Origin of the sequence: Paenarthrobacter ureafaciens, assembly GCF_004028095.1 — a bacterium.
In the GTDB taxonomy this organism is placed as follows: domain Bacteria; phylum Actinomycetota; class Actinomycetes; order Actinomycetales; family Micrococcaceae; genus Arthrobacter; species Arthrobacter ureafaciens.
On the sequence record NZ_SBHM01000007.1, the window covers coordinates 1,674,702 to 1,690,538 of the forward strand.

19 protein-coding genes are annotated in these 15,837 nt (G+C 64.0%); 13 read left to right on the forward strand and 6 right to left on the reverse strand.

Annotation, left to right across the window (positions count from 1 at the left end; genetic code table 11):
* Window positions 1-59: 59 nt before the first annotated feature.
* The 3 genes from AUR_RS12160 to AUR_RS12170 are packed head-to-tail and all read left to right on the forward strand — an operon-like array spanning window position 60 to window position 2,454.
* Complete coding sequence (locus AUR_RS12160) at window positions 60-899, forward strand: hypothetical protein (RefSeq protein ID WP_062094783.1); 840 nt, start codon at window positions 60-62, stop codon at window positions 897-899.
* Window positions 883-1,632 (forward strand): LamB/YcsF family protein, encoded by a 750-nt coding sequence (locus AUR_RS12165; protein ID WP_062094785.1) that lies wholly within the window; start codon window positions 883-885, stop codon window positions 1,630-1,632. The genes AUR_RS12160 and AUR_RS12165 overlap by 17 nt, the downstream gene beginning before the upstream one ends.
* 30 nt (window positions 1,633-1,662) lie before the next feature.
* Window positions 1,663-2,454 (forward strand): 5-oxoprolinase subunit C family protein, encoded by a 792-nt coding sequence (locus AUR_RS12170; RefSeq protein ID WP_021471163.1) that lies wholly within the window; start codon window positions 1,663-1,665, stop codon window positions 2,452-2,454.
* Between the two features lie 67 nt (window positions 2,455-2,521).
* Here AUR_RS12170 and AUR_RS12175 read toward each other — a convergent pair whose 3' ends face one another.
* Window positions 2,522-3,877, reverse strand: coding sequence for a DUF445 domain-containing protein (locus AUR_RS12175; protein ID WP_062094788.1), 1,356 nt, complete (start codon window positions 3,875-3,877; stop codon window positions 2,522-2,524).
* Window positions 3,878-3,926: 49 nt separating this feature from the next.
* Here AUR_RS12175 and AUR_RS12180 point away from each other — a divergent pair, with 49 nt between their 5' ends.
* The 4 genes from AUR_RS12180 to AUR_RS12195 all read left to right on the forward strand — a co-directional run bounded on the left by AUR_RS12180 (window position 3,927) and on the right by AUR_RS12195 (window position 6,372).
* Window positions 3,927-4,817 (forward strand): glycerophosphodiester phosphodiesterase, encoded by an 891-nt coding sequence (locus tag AUR_RS12180; RefSeq protein ID WP_062094789.1) that lies wholly within the window; start codon window positions 3,927-3,929, stop codon window positions 4,815-4,817.
* A 105-nt stretch (window positions 4,818-4,922) separates the two neighbouring features.
* Window positions 4,923-5,306, forward strand: coding sequence for a DoxX family protein (locus AUR_RS12185; RefSeq protein WP_021471160.1), 384 nt, complete (start codon window positions 4,923-4,925; stop codon window positions 5,304-5,306).
* Complete coding sequence (locus AUR_RS12190; RefSeq protein ID WP_021471159.1) at window positions 5,303-6,064, forward strand: AzlC family ABC transporter permease; 762 nt, start codon at window positions 5,303-5,305, stop codon at window positions 6,062-6,064. Before AUR_RS12185 ends, AUR_RS12190 begins: the two co-directional genes overlap by 4 nt.
* Window positions 6,061-6,372, forward strand: coding sequence for an AzlD domain-containing protein (locus tag AUR_RS12195; RefSeq protein ID WP_021471158.1), 312 nt, complete (start codon window positions 6,061-6,063; stop codon window positions 6,370-6,372). The genes AUR_RS12190 and AUR_RS12195 overlap by 4 nt, the downstream gene beginning before the upstream one ends.
* A 38-nt stretch (window positions 6,373-6,410) precedes the next feature.
* Here the strand turns inward: AUR_RS12195 and AUR_RS12200 are convergent, their stop codons facing one another.
* Window positions 6,411-7,040 carry a TetR/AcrR family transcriptional regulator gene (locus AUR_RS12200; protein ID WP_021471157.1) on the reverse strand — a complete coding sequence of 210 codons (630 nt, stop codon included), beginning with the start codon at window positions 7,038-7,040 and terminating at the stop codon, window positions 6,411-6,413.
* Window positions 7,041-7,132: 92 nt separating this feature from the next.
* On the opposite strand from AUR_RS12200, the gene AUR_RS12205 reads away from it, so the two are divergent.
* Entirely contained in the window at window positions 7,133-7,465 is a 333-nt protein-coding gene (locus tag AUR_RS12205) for a thiamine-binding protein (protein ID WP_062094791.1), read from the forward strand.
* Between the two features lie 39 nt (window positions 7,466-7,504).
* Entirely contained in the window at window positions 7,505-8,176 is a 672-nt protein-coding gene (locus AUR_RS12210) for an O-methyltransferase (RefSeq protein ID WP_062094793.1), read from the forward strand.
* 4 nt (window positions 8,177-8,180) lie between these two features.
* On the opposite strand, the gene AUR_RS20315 is transcribed toward AUR_RS12210, so the two are convergent.
* The gene (locus tag AUR_RS20315) at window positions 8,181-8,354 is read right to left on the reverse strand and encodes a hypothetical protein (protein WP_164888680.1); all 174 of its coding nucleotides are present in this window, start codon (window positions 8,352-8,354) and stop codon (window positions 8,181-8,183) included.
* Window positions 8,355-8,559: 205 nt separating this feature from the next.
* Between AUR_RS20315 and AUR_RS12215 the strand changes: the two genes are divergently transcribed.
* Window positions 8,560-9,408, forward strand: coding sequence for a spermidine synthase (locus AUR_RS12215; protein ID WP_062098955.1), 849 nt, complete (start codon window positions 8,560-8,562; stop codon window positions 9,406-9,408).
* 49 nt (window positions 9,409-9,457) lie between these two features.
* Here the strand turns inward: AUR_RS12215 and AUR_RS12220 are convergent, their stop codons facing one another.
* Window positions 9,458-10,375 carry a LysR family transcriptional regulator gene (locus AUR_RS12220; protein WP_128397163.1) on the reverse strand — a complete coding sequence of 306 codons (918 nt, stop codon included), beginning with the start codon at window positions 10,373-10,375 and terminating at the stop codon, window positions 9,458-9,460.
* A 145-nt stretch (window positions 10,376-10,520) separates the two neighbouring features.
* Between AUR_RS12220 and AUR_RS12225 the strand changes: the two genes are divergently transcribed.
* The gene (locus AUR_RS12225) at window positions 10,521-11,903 is read left to right on the forward strand and encodes an MFS transporter (protein ID WP_021471151.1); all 1,383 of its coding nucleotides are present in this window, start codon (window positions 10,521-10,523) and stop codon (window positions 11,901-11,903) included.
* Between the two features lie 4 nt (window positions 11,904-11,907).
* Window positions 11,908-12,657 (forward strand): 3-hydroxybutyrate dehydrogenase, encoded by a 750-nt coding sequence (locus tag AUR_RS12230; RefSeq protein ID WP_021471150.1) that lies wholly within the window; start codon window positions 11,908-11,910, stop codon window positions 12,655-12,657.
* 104 nt (window positions 12,658-12,761) lie between these two features.
* Here the strand turns inward: AUR_RS12230 and AUR_RS12235 are convergent, their stop codons facing one another.
* Window positions 12,762-14,201: an amino acid permease gene (locus tag AUR_RS12235; protein ID WP_062094795.1), complete on the reverse strand. Its 1,440-nt coding sequence runs from the start codon at window positions 14,199-14,201 to the stop codon at window positions 12,762-12,764.
* A 265-nt stretch (window positions 14,202-14,466) separates the two neighbouring features.
* Here AUR_RS12235 and AUR_RS12240 point away from each other — a divergent pair, with 265 nt between their 5' ends.
* The gene (locus AUR_RS12240) at window positions 14,467-15,267 is read left to right on the forward strand and encodes an IclR family transcriptional regulator (RefSeq protein WP_062094797.1); all 801 of its coding nucleotides are present in this window, start codon (window positions 14,467-14,469) and stop codon (window positions 15,265-15,267) included.
* Window positions 15,268-15,277: 10 nt separating this feature from the next.
* Here the strand turns inward: AUR_RS12240 and AUR_RS12245 are convergent, their stop codons facing one another.
* A complete protein-coding gene (locus AUR_RS12245; protein WP_062094799.1) occupies window positions 15,278-15,709 on the reverse strand; it encodes an SRPBCC family protein in 432 nt (143 codons plus the stop codon).
* Between the last annotated feature and the right edge of the window lie 128 nt (window positions 15,710-15,837).

Below are 15,837 nucleotides of genomic sequence, written 5' to 3' on the forward strand. Positions count from 1 at the left end.
AGAAATTTATAAGTGTCCTTAGTATACGCCCGGGGTGGTGGGTGGCTTAGGCTGTGAAGATGCCAAAGCGATCCAATCCGGCGGTGCGAATCGCCCAGAAAACTGCCCATAATGCGGTGTTCGACGCCGAAGGCAACACCAAGCCCGGCGTGCATAACGTGCTGCTAAAAGCCGTCGAAGTGCAACGGCCCCTGGTCCTGGCCAACCTGCGGCGGATGCAGCGCCGGCACCCGAACGCCACACCAGTGCAGCTTGCCGCGAAACTGGAGCGCGACTACCTGACCGCCGTCTCCGGCGGGGGAGCAGGGGTAGGTGCCATCGCCGTCGTACCGGGCCTGGGAACCGCGGCGTCGCTGGGTCTTTCGGCGCTCGCGACCGTTGGATTCCTGGAAACCACGGCGCTGTACGCGTCCTCGCTGGCTGAACTGCACGGTATCCGGCTGACCGATCCGGAACGCGCCCGGACCATGGTCATGGCCATCATGCTGGGCGAAGAAGGCACGTCGCTGCTGGGCGCGTTGAGCGGCCAGTCCCTCGGCCGGAGCAAGGGCGTGACCAATGCGTGGGGGACCACGCTGACAAAGAAGATCCCCGGCAGCGGCTTCGGCGTGATCAGGGACGCCATCCAGCGTGCGTTCCTCAAGAACCTCATCAAGCGGCAAGGTACTGCCTTCCTGGGCAGGGCCCTTCCGTTCGGTGTCGGCGCAGTAGTGGGCGGTGCCGGCAACCTCATGATGGGACGGGCGGTTGTCGCAACGGCCAAGGACGCTTTCGGTGCCTTGCCGGACACGATCCCGGGCGAGCTGCTCGCCAAACCCGAAGCGCCTGCCCTGGAAAACGCTCCTGTCCTGGAAAACGCTCCTGTCCTGGAAGGAGGCGCCCGTGGACCTCAACGCTGACGTCGGACAGTCATTCGGTTCTTGGTCGATGGGTGATGATGCATCCATGCTCCGGCTCGTCAGCAGCGCCAATGTGGCCTGCGGCTTCCACGCCGGAGATCCACTCACCATGTTGGACAGTTGCCGCGCGGCCTTCGACCTTGATGTCCGGGTCGGAGCGCATGTTGGCTACCCGGACCTGGCCGGGTTCGGCAGTCGTGCGCTGGACATGAGCTTCGACGAACTGTTCGGCGACGTGCTCTACCAGTTGGGTGCCCTGGACGGAGTGGCCCATGCCGTGGGCGCTTCCGTTGACTATGTCAGGCCGCACGGCGCCCTCTATGACCGGCTGGTCCGGGACACAGAGCAAGCCGAGGCCGTGGTTGCCGCCGTTCATGCCTACGACCCCGGATTGCCGGTCCTGGGGCTGCCGGGCTCGGCGTGGCTGACCCTGGCGGAAGAAGCCGGACACCCCGTGTTCCGCGAAGCGTTCGTTGACCGCGCCTACAACCCGGACGGAACTTTGGTGCCCCGTTCGCAGGAGGGCGCCGTCCTGCAAAACTCCGACGATGCAGTGGCGCAGGCCGTCCGGCTGGCCACCCGCGGGGAAGTCGTCGCCCACGACGGCACTGTTGTGGCGGTCGAGGCTGATTCGCTGTGGATTCACGGCGATACGCCCGAAGCCTTGGCGATGGCCGGGGCAGTCCGCAAAGGCTTGGAACGGGCAGGTGTGGAGATCCAAGCGTTCGCCTAAACTGTGGTTCCCGGTTCAAAGGAGGCCCGAGTGAGCGCAATTGTGATGGACGCCGGTACGCAGGGTTTGGTGGTGTCCCCGGACCGGGCGCTGGACCGGGCTTCGTTGCAGCTGGCCAACGCGTTGCTGGGCAATGCCGCCGAGGCGCCGGGACTTGAAATCCTTGTGGGGGGCCTGCGCCTGCGGTTCGTTACCGGCTCGGCCATCGCAGTTTCGGGTGCTGAGGGCATGGTCAGGCTCAACGGCTCGGAACTGCCCCAAAACAAGGCACTCAGGGTGGCTCCTGGCGCGGTGGTGGAGTTCGGCAGGGCCCACTTCGGAATCCGATACTACCTCGCGATCCAAGGCGGCATCGTGCCGCAGCCCGACGTGCTCCGTACCGGGCGGACGTTGGCTTTCGGCCGGCCGCACGGCCAAGGTTTTCCCGCCGTGGGACTGCCCGCGCGGCGGGCCCTGGACTCTGAACGCCCCGTAGTTGCCAGGGTTGCCCCCGGCCCGGATGCGCAGGATTACGACGCCGGAACCTGGCTTCGTCTGACAAAGGAACCGTGGATACTCTCGCCGGAGTCGGACCGGGTTGGGGCACGGCTGGCCGGCCGGCCACTTTCCAGCGCCACGCCCGGCGACCATCAACCCGGCCCGCCCCGCTCCCGACAGTTGGTGACAGGCTCGGTCCTCCTGCCGCCGTCGGGCTTTCCCGTGATCGCCCTCGCCGACCACCCGGCCACGAGCGCATCCCCGGTCATAGCCACGGTGCGTGACGAGGACCTCGACGCCCTCGGCCAGGCGCGGCCGGGGCAGATGGTGCACCTGCTGGGCTGAGAAAGCGGCGCCCGGATTTTCTCACCGGGGGCCGATTCTGAGAAAATTGCTGGCCGAACCGCAGGCGCTAACCGAACAACAGGTGCGCCACCGTGAAGATCAGCAAACCGGCCAAAGCTCCCACCACGGTGCCGTTGATCCGGATGTACTGAAGGTCCTTGCCTACCTGGAGCTCGATCTTCTGCGAGGTTTCCTCGGCATCCCAACGGGCCACGGTGTCCGAGATGACTCCGGCGATGTCCGAGCGGTACGTGTTCACCAGGTATCCGGCGGCATCACCGATCCACGCGTTCACCTTGCCCGCCAGTTCGTCGTCATTGACCAGCCGCGAACCGAAGTCGCGGACGGCTCCCTTGAAGCGCTGGCTGAGTTCGCTGTCCGGATCGTCGACGGCGGTGAGCAAGGCGGTCTTCACCGTTCCCCAGGTGCGGGAGGCAAGTTCGCGGACCTCGGGGTCGCCGAGGATCTGTGCCTTGATGGCCTCGGCACGTTCGATCATGGCGGGATCATGCTGCAGGTCCTGCGCCAGGTCGGTGAGGTAGGAGTCGATGGACTGGCGGACCTGGTGGTTGGGGTCGTTCTGAACGGCGCGGACGAACTTCAAGAGCTCCACATAGACCTTGTCTCCCACCATCCCATCCACGAACGTGGGCACCCAGACCGGAGAGCGGTCCGAGACCAACCGGTTCACTGTGTTGTGGTTGGCGTCCACCCAGTCGGCGGCACGATCCACCAGGAGGTCCACCAGTTTGTGGTGGTGTCCGTCCGCGAAGATCCGTTCAGCCATCCGGCCGACGGGTGGTCCCCACGGCGGCGTCAGCAGGTGCTTGCGTACCAGTCCCTCGATGACGGCCTGGACGTCGTCGTCGTTGAGGACGGTGAAGGCGCCACGGATCATGGCGCCGCCTTCCTTGGCCACGCGCTCCGCGCCGCCCGGGGCGGAAAGCCATGTTCCGGCCTTGCGGGCGATGTCGATGCTCACCAACTTGTCCTGCACAACCTCCTGGGAGAGGAAGTTGCTCTCCACGAAGTCGCTGAGGGATTCGCCGATCTGGTCCTTGCGGCGGGGAATGATGGCCGTGTGCGGAATCTTCAGCCCCATCGGATACCTGAACAGGGCCGTCACCGCGAACCAGTCAGCCAGTGCTCCCACCATGCCGCCCTCGGCCGCTGCGCGCACATACTCAAGCCACGGGTACTGCTTCTGCAGGGCAAAAGCGAACAGGAAGATCACGGCCATGACGATCAGCAGGGACAGCGCCAGCCGCTTCATCCGGCGCAGCGCGGCAGCCTTTTCCAGGTCGCCGGCGGAAAGCCCGACGACGGCGGAGCGCGCCTTGCTTCGCCGGGCACCTTGCGCTTGGGTTGGCTGTGGCTGGTTGGTGACGTCTTCGGCGGGGATTTGTTCAGAGTTCACCTGCATTAGCCCAGACTAGCCCGGTGCGTGCAGCACTGTAGGTTACGGTGTCTGCATGAGCAGCGAATCCTTCGCCCCTGCGCGTCCCAAGGTCTATGCACATCGAGGGGCCAGCGCTACTTACGCCGAGCACACCAGGGCTGCGTATTTGAAAGCGATCGCGGACGGCGCCGACGGGGTTGAGTGCGATGTCCACCTCACCCGCGACCAGCATGTGGTGCTTCTCCATGACGCCACCCTCGACCGCACCTCCACAGGAACCGGACCCGTCTCGGAGCGGACGCTGGAAGAGCTCCGGTCCCTTGACTTCTCCTCTTGGAAAGGCGCAAGGATCCCGGATGCTTACGGTGGAATAGCCGAGCAATTCCTGACGTTGCCCGAACTGCTGGACATCCTCAGGGAAGCGGGACGCGAAATCGGCCTGGCCATTGAACTGAAACACCCCAGTCCCTACCAACTCAAACTTGAGGACAGCGTACTGGAACTTCTCGCCGGGGAAGGCTGGACAGCGGACGATTCCCGGCTGGACAACATCCACATCTCCTTCATGAGCTTTGATACGGACTCCATACAGCGCTTGTTGGAAACGGTCCCGCCGGAGCATGTGTGCCAACTGGTGGACAACTTTACGGTTCAAGAGATCCGTGAAGGGCTGGGATTGGGCCCGATCACCGCAGGAGCCGTGGCCAATGTCATGCGTGCCACCCAAGAGGAAGCTGAACGCGTCCTGAATGAGGGCGAGGTGGGCATAGCCGGTCCGGGAATAGACTACGTTCGCGAACATGCGCTCAACGTCCAGCGTTGGTTGGAAGCCGGTCGCATCTTCCGGGTGTGGACCGTGGATTCGGAAAACGACGTAGCCCTGTGCCAAGGGCTCGGCATCCACGAGATCACCACCAACAACCCGGCCCGGGTCCTTGCCCAGCTCAGCGTCCCCAGCACGTAGCCGCAGCAGAGAAATTTTTGGCGGGCGTGCCAAGCGTTGTGATTGAGTGGTCTCATGTCGCATCGAAGGTTACCCAAGGCAATACATACGCTCTCGGCCATGGGTATGAGCGGTCTCCTGCTGGCCAGTGCCATGAAGCACTTCCGGGACCCTGCCTTCTATGCTCCCGTGGTTCCCGACTACCTTTGCCGCGAGGATGAACCCGCAGCGGGACCACGTGGGCCCTTGGCTGTTATGTCCCGCGAGGAATGGATCGCTTCCTCCGGCCTGCTCGAAGCAGCAGCCGCCGTCGGACTCATGATCCCTGCCACCCGCAAAGTGGCCGCCGACGCCACCACAGCCATGTTGCTCGCATTCCTTGCAGGGCATATTGACGCGCTGCGCCGGGCCTACGGTCCGCGCGGAACGCAGAAGCAGCGACGGGTGCATACTCTGCGTCTGCCACTGCAAGTTCCGCTGATCGTGTGGTCCTGGAGCCTGCGGAAGTGAAGCTGAAGAACTCACCCGCCTTCAAGATCGCGGTCTCGCTGAGTATTGCCACGGGGCTGTACGGCATATCCTTCGGGGCTTTGTCCGTGGCTTCGGGGTTTGATTTCTGGCAAACCATGGCACTGAGTCTGTTGCTGTTCAGTGGCGGTTCGCAGTTTGCCTTCATTGGCGTGGTGGCCGGCGGCGGCTCGGGAGTCGCAGCGATGACAGCGAGTGCGCTGCTCGGCCTGCGTAACGGAATCTATGGCATGCAAATGAATGCGATGCTGCGCCCGGGCGGGTGGAAACGTTACGCCGCGGCCCATCTCACCATTGATGAATCGACCGCGACGGCGTCAGGACAGTCGGATGCGGATGAACAACGCCGCGGGTTCTGGACTGCCGGAATCGGAATAATCATTCTTTGGAATATCTTCACGGCCATAGGAGCCTTGGCCGGTGACGCCATGGGGGACCCCAAGCAGTGGGGCCTTGATGGTGCCGCGGTGGCTGCTTTCCTTGCCCTGCTGTGGCCGCGGCTGAAAGGCCGGGAACCGTGGGCCATCGCCGCCGCCTGCGCCTTGGCTACCATCCTGGCCGTTCCCTTCGTTCCTTCGGGTGTGCCCATCCTCGTAGCAGCGGTGGTGGCGGGCGTTATCGGCTGGTTCAGCCATGCCCGGCTCGATGAAGGGTTGGAGCCGGACATCGACCCGTACGCCGCGGACCACGGACACCGCGTTGGTGAGCATGGCGCCCACTATGAAGGAGGTACAAAATGAACCTCTGGGTGTGGATACTCATCGCCTGCGGACTGGCGTACCTGACCAAGCTGGTGGGCTACTTCGTTCCCGCCAAGCTGTTGCAAAGCCCGCGAATCATGCACATCGCCGGCACTATGACCATCGGCCTGCTGGCATCCCTCACCGTGGTCAATGCGGTGGCTTCCGGGCAAGGCCTGGTACTCGATGCCCGCATCGGCGCGCTGGTGGCTGCCGCCGTCGCCCTCTGGCTCCGCGCGCCGTTCCTGGTGGTGGTGATTTCCGGTGCGGGGGCTGCTGCCCTGCTGCGGCTTCTCGGCTGGGGTTGACCGGGGGTAGAGATGATGGCCGGGCCGGAATCGTGCGGTTAGCCCCGCCCGCTGAACGAGAAGCCCGGAATGTCCGATTGCTCCGGAAGCGGCCTCGGCAGGCGTTCGGTCCGGATGGCGTCTTCCGCCAAAGCCACGGGGCGTTTCCATGCCTCGGAGCCGGGTTCCATGGTGTCCACGGCGCCGATGAGCATCGCCACCAGCCGGACCATGTCCTCAATGGTGATGTCGCGGCGAAGGGAGCCCTGGCCCTGGCCGCGCTCCAGCAAGGTGGCCATGGCTTCGATGAGCCCCTGCGTAATGCCGAGCAGGAGCCCGCGGCGGCCGGCGACAGCGCTGAGCAGGTTCGCTTCGTCGCTGGCAACCCGCATCAGCGCATCAATCAGGTTGAAGAGGCCTTCGGCGGCGTCCATGCCGTCCAAGCCGGCTTGGGCTACGGGGTCGACGTGCTGGCGCAGCTCCCTGGAAAGGGCGGACAACACCAGTTGTTCCTTGTCGGAGAAATTGCGGAACAGCGTGGCCGGACCAACCCCCGCGGTGGCGGCAATGGTCTGCAGGGGAACGTCGGGACCTTGTTCGCGGAAACATTGACGCGCCGCAGTGATGATCTTGTCCACATTGCGTGCCGCGTCAGCCCTGAGGGGCTTGCGTTCTGAGGGCTGTTCCATGCTGCCCAGACTAGCAACGCGGCACTGATCCCCAGTGGTTACGCGGGAGTAGGCCGTTAATATGACAAACCGGCACATGAAACACTGGTTTTATGTTGCTTGCATTCTCAGTCGCGCCTTCGGGCCAGCCCGCATCCGCCCCCGCCGGTGAGCCCTCGGCAGACGCATCGGTCCACGACGCCGTCGCGGCCGCCGTCAAGATCGTCCGTGAATCCGGCTTGCCCAACCACACCGATTCCATGTTCACCACCATCGAGGGTGAGTGGGACGAGGTCTTCGACGTGGTCAAACGCGCCACGGAGGCAGTGGGCCGCTTCGGCAGCCGGGTCTCCCTGGTCATCAAGGCTGACATCCGCCCCGGCTACGAGGGTGAACTGACCGGCAAGGTGGAGCGCTTGGAACAGGCCATTTCCAACGCGGAGTAGCACCTTCCGTCCCTGTGCCCCGGGTGCCAGACTGGGGCAATGATTGAACACGTAACCGAGCACGGATGGGAAGACGTGGAGCGGTACCTGACCGACGTCGTCGTACATCCCGGCCCGGCTCATCAGCGCGCCCTGAAGTCGGCAACCGAAGCCGGCATGCCGGCCATCGAGGTGGCGCCGAATGCCGGGAAGCTGCTCAAGATGCTGGTGCAGCTTTCCGGTGCGCGGCGGGTTCTGGAGATCGGTACGCTGGCCGGTTTCAGCAGCATGTGGATGGCGCAGGGACTTCCCGACGACGGGCGGTTGGTGACGTGCGAATACCTTCAGAAGCATGCCGACGTTGCGCGGACCAACCTCGACGCCGCGGGACTGGGCCACAAGGTGGATATCCGGGTGGGGCCGGCCCTGGATACGCTTCCGACGCTGGTCTCCGAGGAGTCGTTCGACTTCGTGTTCATTGACGCGGACAAGGAGAACGATTCCAACTACCTCGATTGGGCCATTCGCCTGGGCCATCCGGGCACAGTAATTGTGATCGACAACGTCATCTGGGATGGTGCCATCCTTGATCCCCAGCGCGACGTGGTGAACGCCCCGGGGATTGTGGCGGTACTGGAGAAGCTCGGTCAGGATCCCCGGCTTGACGCTACCGCCATCCAAACAGTGGGCACCAAGGGCTGGGACGGCTTTGCCATGGCAAGGATCCTTTGAGGGCTTATGCGTCAGCGCGCGGAATGCGCGCGGACTCTTCGCCCGGTTCGACGTCGACCGGCGCATCCTCCAGGAGGCTTGGCGGTTTGGGCACTCGGGCTATCAGCAAGCCCACTACCGTCAACCACGCGACGACCACGGAGAACACTTCTGCCCACATCGTCGCTTCCACTTCCATGAAGTGATCTTATGACCGATCCCGCTTAAATGGTAAGCAGCCTTAGCAATCGTTGCAGTGTTCAGCTGTCGGGCGATGTCAGCTACTAGTCTTGAAGCATGACTGAGGCGGTGCGGAACTAGTGGCCAGGGGAAATAAATCCGGCAGATCCGGAAAGGAGCCGAAGTCGGCCCGCTTCGGGCGTTCGACGGCGGCAGTCATCGAAGTGCCTGAGGGCACCCGGCCTGACGGCCCGGTAGCCGGCGTCTATTACATCGATACCGGGGACTGTGAACTGCTGCCGGATCCTGACAATTCAAACGGCTGGCTCCTGAAAATCAACGGGGTGCTGAGTTCGCACATAGACCTCGCTGACCCCCTGTTCCTGGACTTCGAGTACATGCGCTGGATTGCGGCGCTGGTGGAGTCCCGCTGGCCCCGTGAATCCAGGCCCAAGTTGCGTGCCCTGCACCTGGGCGGCGGAGCGTGCTCCATGGCGCGCTACTTCAACGCGGCCTACCCTGAAGCCCGGCAAGTGGTGGTGGAGCTCGACGGAAAACTGGCTGAGTATGTGCGGGGCTGGTTCGATCTCCCCAAGGCGCCGCTCCTGCGGATCCGCGTGGGCGAGGCCCGGCAGGTAACGGAATCGCTCACCCCTGACACGCGGGACCTCATCATCCGCGATGTGTTCGCCGGGGCCTTCACGCCCCGGGCCCTCACCACGCGGGAATTCAACGCCCACGCTGACGCGGTGCTGGCCTCTGACGGGCTGTATGTGGTGAATTCCGGAGATGCGCCGGACCTCAAGAACGCCCGGGCCGACGCAGCCACGATTGCGGATACCTTCGAGCACACGCTGATCATCGCCGACCCGCCCATGCTCAAGGGCCGGCGCTACGGGAACATGATCATGGCAGGCAGCCACGTCCCTTTCGGCGACGATCCCACACTGGCCCGCAGGCTCCTGGGCGGAGCAGTCCCCGCGCACATTTGGAATGATGCCCAAGTCCGCGCCTTCGCGGCCGGGACCCCCGTTCGGCGCGACCCCACCCCCGAGCCCGAGCCCACCCCCTGACTCCCCGCGAGATGGCAAATAATGGCAATGTTTCCTCGAATTATTGCCATTAACTGTCATCTCGGCGGCCGGTAGGGCGGCCCAGCAGCTCTTCGCGCCGGTTCGCTGTCTCGGCCTTGAGGGCATGTACGACGGCGGCTACCGCGGGGCGGCGCATGGAGTCCGGCCGCAGGACCATCCAGTAGGGGAGCAGCTCGGCAAAGTCTTCGGGCAGCAGCCGGACCAGGTCGGCGTGGCGGTCGGCCATGAAGCACGGCAGGAAGCCGATCCCTGCCCCCGCCCTTGTGGCTTCCACGTGGACGAACACGTTGGTGGAACTCAGGCCGTCACGCATTGCCGGGACCAGTCTTCGGGGAGCGTCGAGGTCATCCACTTGCAGCATTGAGTCCACGAAGTACACCAGCTGGTGCTGGGTCAGCTCTTCGACGCTGGCCGGTGTTCCATGGCTGGCCAGGTACGCCTGTGACGCGTACATCCCCAAGCGGTAATCGCCGAGCCTGGTCGCTTCCGCCCGGTGCACCTGCGGCGTTCCCACCACCACTTCGATGTCCAGGCCGGATCGCTGCTGCAGTGCCCGCCGGGTCACCGTAACGATCTCCACCCTCAACCCGGGGTGCTCCTCGCGCAGCCGCGCCACTGCAGGTGCCGCGATATAGGCGCTGAAGCCGTCGGTTGCGGTCATGCGTACGACGCCGGCAATGGGGTCGGGTGCGCGGTCGTCGGGTCCCAGCGCACTGACGGCGGATTCGATCCGCTCGGCCACCTGGACGGCCTCGGCTCCGAGTTCCGTGACCTCCCATCCGCCGGCAGCCCGGGCAAGGACACGGCCGCCGAGCGCCTTTTCCAGCGCCGCTATCCTGCGCGAGACGGTGGTGTGGTTCAGTCCCAAGGCCTGTGCCGCCGTCGTGAACTTTCCCGAACGCGAGACGGCCAGGAGGATGAGCAGATCATCCGGATTTGGGTTCATGTCTGCAATTTTGCACATAGCAAGTGCCTCTTTGGTCATTGAGGCGCGCCGAATGTGCAGCAATACTCAGTGGAGCATTTCGTGTTGTGGATCACAGCGCGAACCAAGATAGGGCACTGTCAAAGAGGACACTGAGGAGATGGATATGAGCGTAGAGCAACGCTCCACATCAACGGCCGGGAACAACGGCAAAGGATCCGGGCTGAAGAAGATCGTGGCCGCGTCCATGGTGGGCACGGTGGTGGAATGGTACGAGTTCTTCCTGTACGCCACAGCGGCCACCCTGGTTTTCGGCAAGTACTTCTTCCCCAGCACCGGCAACGAGCTTGACGGCATCATCCAGGCCTTCATCACCTACGCCGTCGGCTTCGTGGCCCGGCCCCTGGGCGGGATTATCTTTGGGCAAATCGGCGACAAACTCGGCCGCAAGCCCACGCTGCAGCTGACAATCGTGATCGTCGGCGTCTCCACGTTCCTCATGGGCTGCCTCCCCGGCTTCATGGACATCGGCTACTGGGCCCCCGCCATGCTGGTGGCGCTGCGCTTCATCCAGGGCTTCGCGCTGGGCGGCGAATGGGGTGGCGCCGTACTGCTCGTCGCCGAACACAGCCCCAACAACTCACGCGCCTTCTGGTCCTCATGGCCGCAAGCCGCAGTCCCCGTTGGCAACCTCCTGGCAACGCTGGTCCTCTTCATCATGTCCACCACCCTTAGCAGCGAGGCGTTCCTGGGCTGGGGTTGGCGCGTAGCGTTCTGGCTCTCCGCCGTGATCGTGTTCGTTGGCTACTACATCCGCACCCACGTCAGCGAGGCACCCATCTTCCTCGAAGCCAAGGCGCAGGTGGAGGAATCCAAGGCCATCAGCTACGGCATCGGTGAAGTCATCCGCAAGTACCCGAAGGGCATCCTGCAGGCCATGGGACTGCGTTTTGCCGAGAACATCATGTACTACCTCGTGGTGAGCTTCGCGATCGTCTACCTCAAGAGCGTCCACAAGTACGACACTTCATCGTTGCTGCTGGCCCTGCTGATCGCCCATGTCATCCACTTCCTGGTCATCCCGCAGGTCGGCCGCCTGGTGGACTCGTGGGGACGCAAGCCCGTGTACCTCGTGGGTGCCATCACCGGAGCTGTATGGCCGTTCTTCGCCTTCCCCATGTTCGACACCAAGAACGCCGTGATCATCGTGCTCGCCGTGACAATCGGGCTCTGCCTGCACGCCTTCATGTACGCGGGGCAGCCGGCCATTATGTCCGAACTCTTCCCCACCCGCATGCGGTACTCCGGTGTTTCCCTCGGCTCGCAGGTGACGTCCATCTTCGCCGGCTCGCTGGCGCCGCTGCTGGCAACCCAGTGGCTCAAGGACACCGGCTCCTGGCTGCCCACCGCCATCTACCTGGTGGTCGCCTGCGCCATCACCGCCGTCGCCGTCGTGTCCTTGAAGGAAACCAAGGGCATCGCACTTCAGGACGTGGACGCAGCGGACGCTGAGCGCCACGGACTGGCCACCGCTACTTCGAAGGGCTGATCTGATGGACAACACCTTGAATGGCCGCAAGGCTCTGGTGACCGGGGGCGCGAGCGGAATCGGGGCCGCCTGTGCGCGGGCACTCGCCGCCCGCGGGGCCAAAGTAGTAGTGGCCGACGTCGACGCCTCCGGGGCAGGGAAACTCGCCGACGAGCTGGGCGGTACCGCGTGGGAAATCGACCTGCTCGACACCGACGCGCTCGCCGCGCTCAGCATCGACTGCGACATCCTGGTCAATAACGCCGGGATCCAGAAGGTTGCGCCCATCGAGGAGTTCGACCCCGCAGAGTTCCGGCGAATTGTGGCCCTGATGCTGGAAGCGCCGTTCCTGCTGATCCGCGCAGCCCTGCCGCACATGTATGCCAACGGTTTCGGGCGGATCATCAACATCTCCTCGGTCCACGGGCTGCGGGCCTCGGCGTACAAGAGCGCCTACGTTTCGGCCAAGCACGGGCTCGAAGGGCTCAGCAAGGTCACTGCCCTGGAGGGCGGGGAGCGCGGGGTGACGTCCAACTGCATCAACCCCGGCTACGTCCGCACGCCCCTCGTGGAGCGGCAGATCGCCGACCAGGCGAGGCTCCACGGCATCCCTGAAGCCGAGGTGCTCGCCAAGGTGATGCTGACGGAGTCCGCGGTGAAACGGTTGGTGGAGCCTTCCGAGGTGGCGTCGCTGGCGGCCTGGCTGGCCTCCGACGACGCCGGAATGGTCACCGGCGCGAGCTACACCATGGATGGCGGCTGGTCAGCGAGGTAACGCACCCGCACCCCCGCCCTTCACTCCCCGCGAGGTGACAGTTAATGCCAATGTTCGCGTCGAACATTGGCATTAACTGTCACCTCGGCGCGGGGAAGATGGGATCACACAGTCTCGTCGACCAACTCGGCCCGGCGGAGGCCACCACCGCGGACCCACAGCTTGTAGGCCACGAACAGGAGGCCCAGCCAGGTGGCGCCTACGTAGAGGGCAACGCGGGTGTCCTCGAAGACACCAAGGATCACGATCACCATGGCCATGAAAGCGATGGTCAGGATCGAGGCGACCGGCCACAACGGGGAACCGAATTCCGACGCCGGCAGGTCCTTCCGCTTGATCTCACGCTTCATGGCCACGTGTGATGCCAGGATCATGACCCACACCCACACCGTGGCGAACGTGGCGATGGAAGCGATTACCACGAACACGTCCTCGGGAATCATGGCGTTCAGGACGACGCCCACCAGCAGGATGCCACCCATCATCACCACGGTCATCCAAGGAACGCCATGCCGGGAAATCTTGCCGAAGCTCTTGGGCGCGTGGCCCTGCTGGGCCAGGCCGAAGAGGATGCGTCCGGCTCCGAAGATGTCGCTGTTGATGGCGGACAATGCTGCCGTGATCACCACGGCGTTGAGGATATGGGGTGCGGCCGGAATGCCAAGTCCGTCGAAGATCTGGACGAAGGGGCTGCCGCTGCTGCCGATCTCGTTCCACGGGAAGATGCTCATCAGCACTCCGAGGGTGAGGACGTAGAAGAGCAGCACGCGGACGGGAACGGTGTTCACTGCCTTCGGGATGACCTTCTTGGGGTCGGCGGCCTCGCCCGCGGTAATGCCGATCGTTTCGATCCCGCCGAAGGCAAACATCACGACGGCGAACGCGGCCAGGAGGCCCTCGAAACCGTTCGGGAACAAACCGCCGTGCTCCACCAGGTTCCCCAACCCCGGTGCCACGCCTCCGCCGTCGTTCCCTGACTGGAAGCCGAAGGCGATGATGGCTGCGCCGCCAACGATCATGGCGATAATCGCCACAACCTTGATGAGCGAGAACCAGAACTCGAGCTCGCCGAAGACCTTCACGCTCAACAGGTTCAGGGCACCGAGGAAGAGAATGATCGCCAGGATCCAGATCCATCTATCCACCTGCGGGAACCAGAAGCCCATATAGATGCTGAAGGCCGTGACGTCGGCGATGGCAACGATGGCCATCTCGAAGACGTATGTCCATCCCGTCACGAAGCCCGCGAACGGTCCGAGGTACCGGCTGGCGTACTGGCCGAAGGAGCCGGAGACCGGGTGCCGGACGGCCATTTCGCCCAGGGCCCGCATTACCATGAACACCGCGGCACCGCCGATGATGTAGGCGAGGAGGACGGCGGGTCCGGCTTTTTGGATGGCCGAGGCCGAACCGTAGAAGAGCCCGGTGCCGATGGCTGATCCGAGTGCCATGAAGCGGATATGGCGGACGTTGAGGCCGCGGCTGAGTGCCGAACCTGCAGCTTGGAGGGCAGGGGTCTCCAGAGCCAGCTTGGTTTGTTGCATGGTAAAACCTTCTCGTCTTTGGGAGGGGATCGCTATCCAGCAGATCACTTTTGACCCGCTTGTGATCGGATTCACGGCGGTTTGCTGTCTTCGATCGCAGACACTTGGGTAAATGCGCACATAGTCTGGTATCCCGGACGCGTCCCGGTCCCCAATGCTGGCCACGATGCCCGGAAGGGGAGCATCCTTAAGTACGGGATACCGGACAAGCAGGAACTTTCGCCTCCTGAAGGAACCCCCAAGAACACCCGAGCAATGAGGCAACATGACATCCACGCCACTGGCAACCGGAAAATCCAAGGTCCCGGCCGCAGAGAACACCTTGCGCATCCTCAAGCTGCTGGCTTCCCGCCGCGGACCCATGGCGGCGTCGAACATAGCCACCGCGCTCGGCCTGCCGCGTTCCAGCGTGTACCACCTGTTGGGCGTCATGGAGGCCAACGGGTTCGTGCTGCACCTCCACGAAGAACAGCGCTACGGGCTGGGGATCAGCGCCTTCGAGCTCAGCTCGGCCTACTCCCGGCAAGAGCCCTTGTCCCGGCTCGGACGGCCCATGTTGGCCTCCCTTGTTGACGCCATTGGCGAGAGTGCCCACCTTGCCGTCCTCCACGGCCGCGACGTGCTGTACATCGTTGAGGAACGCGCCAAGAACCGCCCCAGCCTGGTGACCGACGTCGGGGTCCGGTTACCCAGCCACCTCACCGCCAGCGGGCGGGCCATCCTGGCTGCGCTGCCGAAATCGCAGGTTCGTGCCCTGTACCCGAACGCTGCCGCCTTCACTTCGCGGCACGAAGTGGAATTTCCCATCATGAAGTACTCGGCCCTGTCCTCGCACTTGGACCAGGTCAGGCAGCGCGGATATGCCACCGAAAACGGCGAAGTGACACCGGGTTTCGGGTCCATCGCGGCTGCTGTTACGGACCATTTGGGATGGCCGACTGCGGCAGTCGCCGTGACGTTCCTGGAGGACAAAGTGCCGGCGGAGCAATGGCCGGTACTCGCTGCCCGCATCCGCAAGGCGGCCGACGAGTTGTCCGTCCGCATCCACGGCCGTCCGGCCGGTTGAGCTGAGCTGGCTAGCTCCGTGCTTCGCGTTCCACGATCTCCCGGAACGCCTCCAGTTCGCCGCGGAAGCTCCCGCGGTACGAGCCCAGGGAAAACAGCCGCCCAAAGATTCCCGCGATGAATCCCCGGGTCACGAACTCCTGGTTCAGCCGTGTGCCCGCACCTTCCGGCAGGAATGTCACATCCGATTCGCCCTTGAGGATCGCGTTTCCGAAGCGCGTCCGCAGGTGTTTGGGGCGCTCGACGGCAAGGACCTCGGTGGGGCTTGCCATCCGCCCGAACCACACCGTGTACCGGCTGCCGGGCTCATCAACTGAACCAACACGGTCTGTCACGCGGGTAACCCCTCCGATCCACTCCTTGAAGCGGTCCGCATCCGTCCAGGTGGCAAAGACCTGCTCCGGCGGCGCTGCGATGACGGTCGAAACCTTGTAAGTTCCCATGCGTTCAGCATGCTCTTCTTCACCCCTGAATTCGAGATCCCCGCACAACCCAACTGGCTCGCATTAGTGGTTGTTCTGAGCCCTCAAAACAACCACTAATGCGAGCTAGTTGGGTCTGTAATACCGGA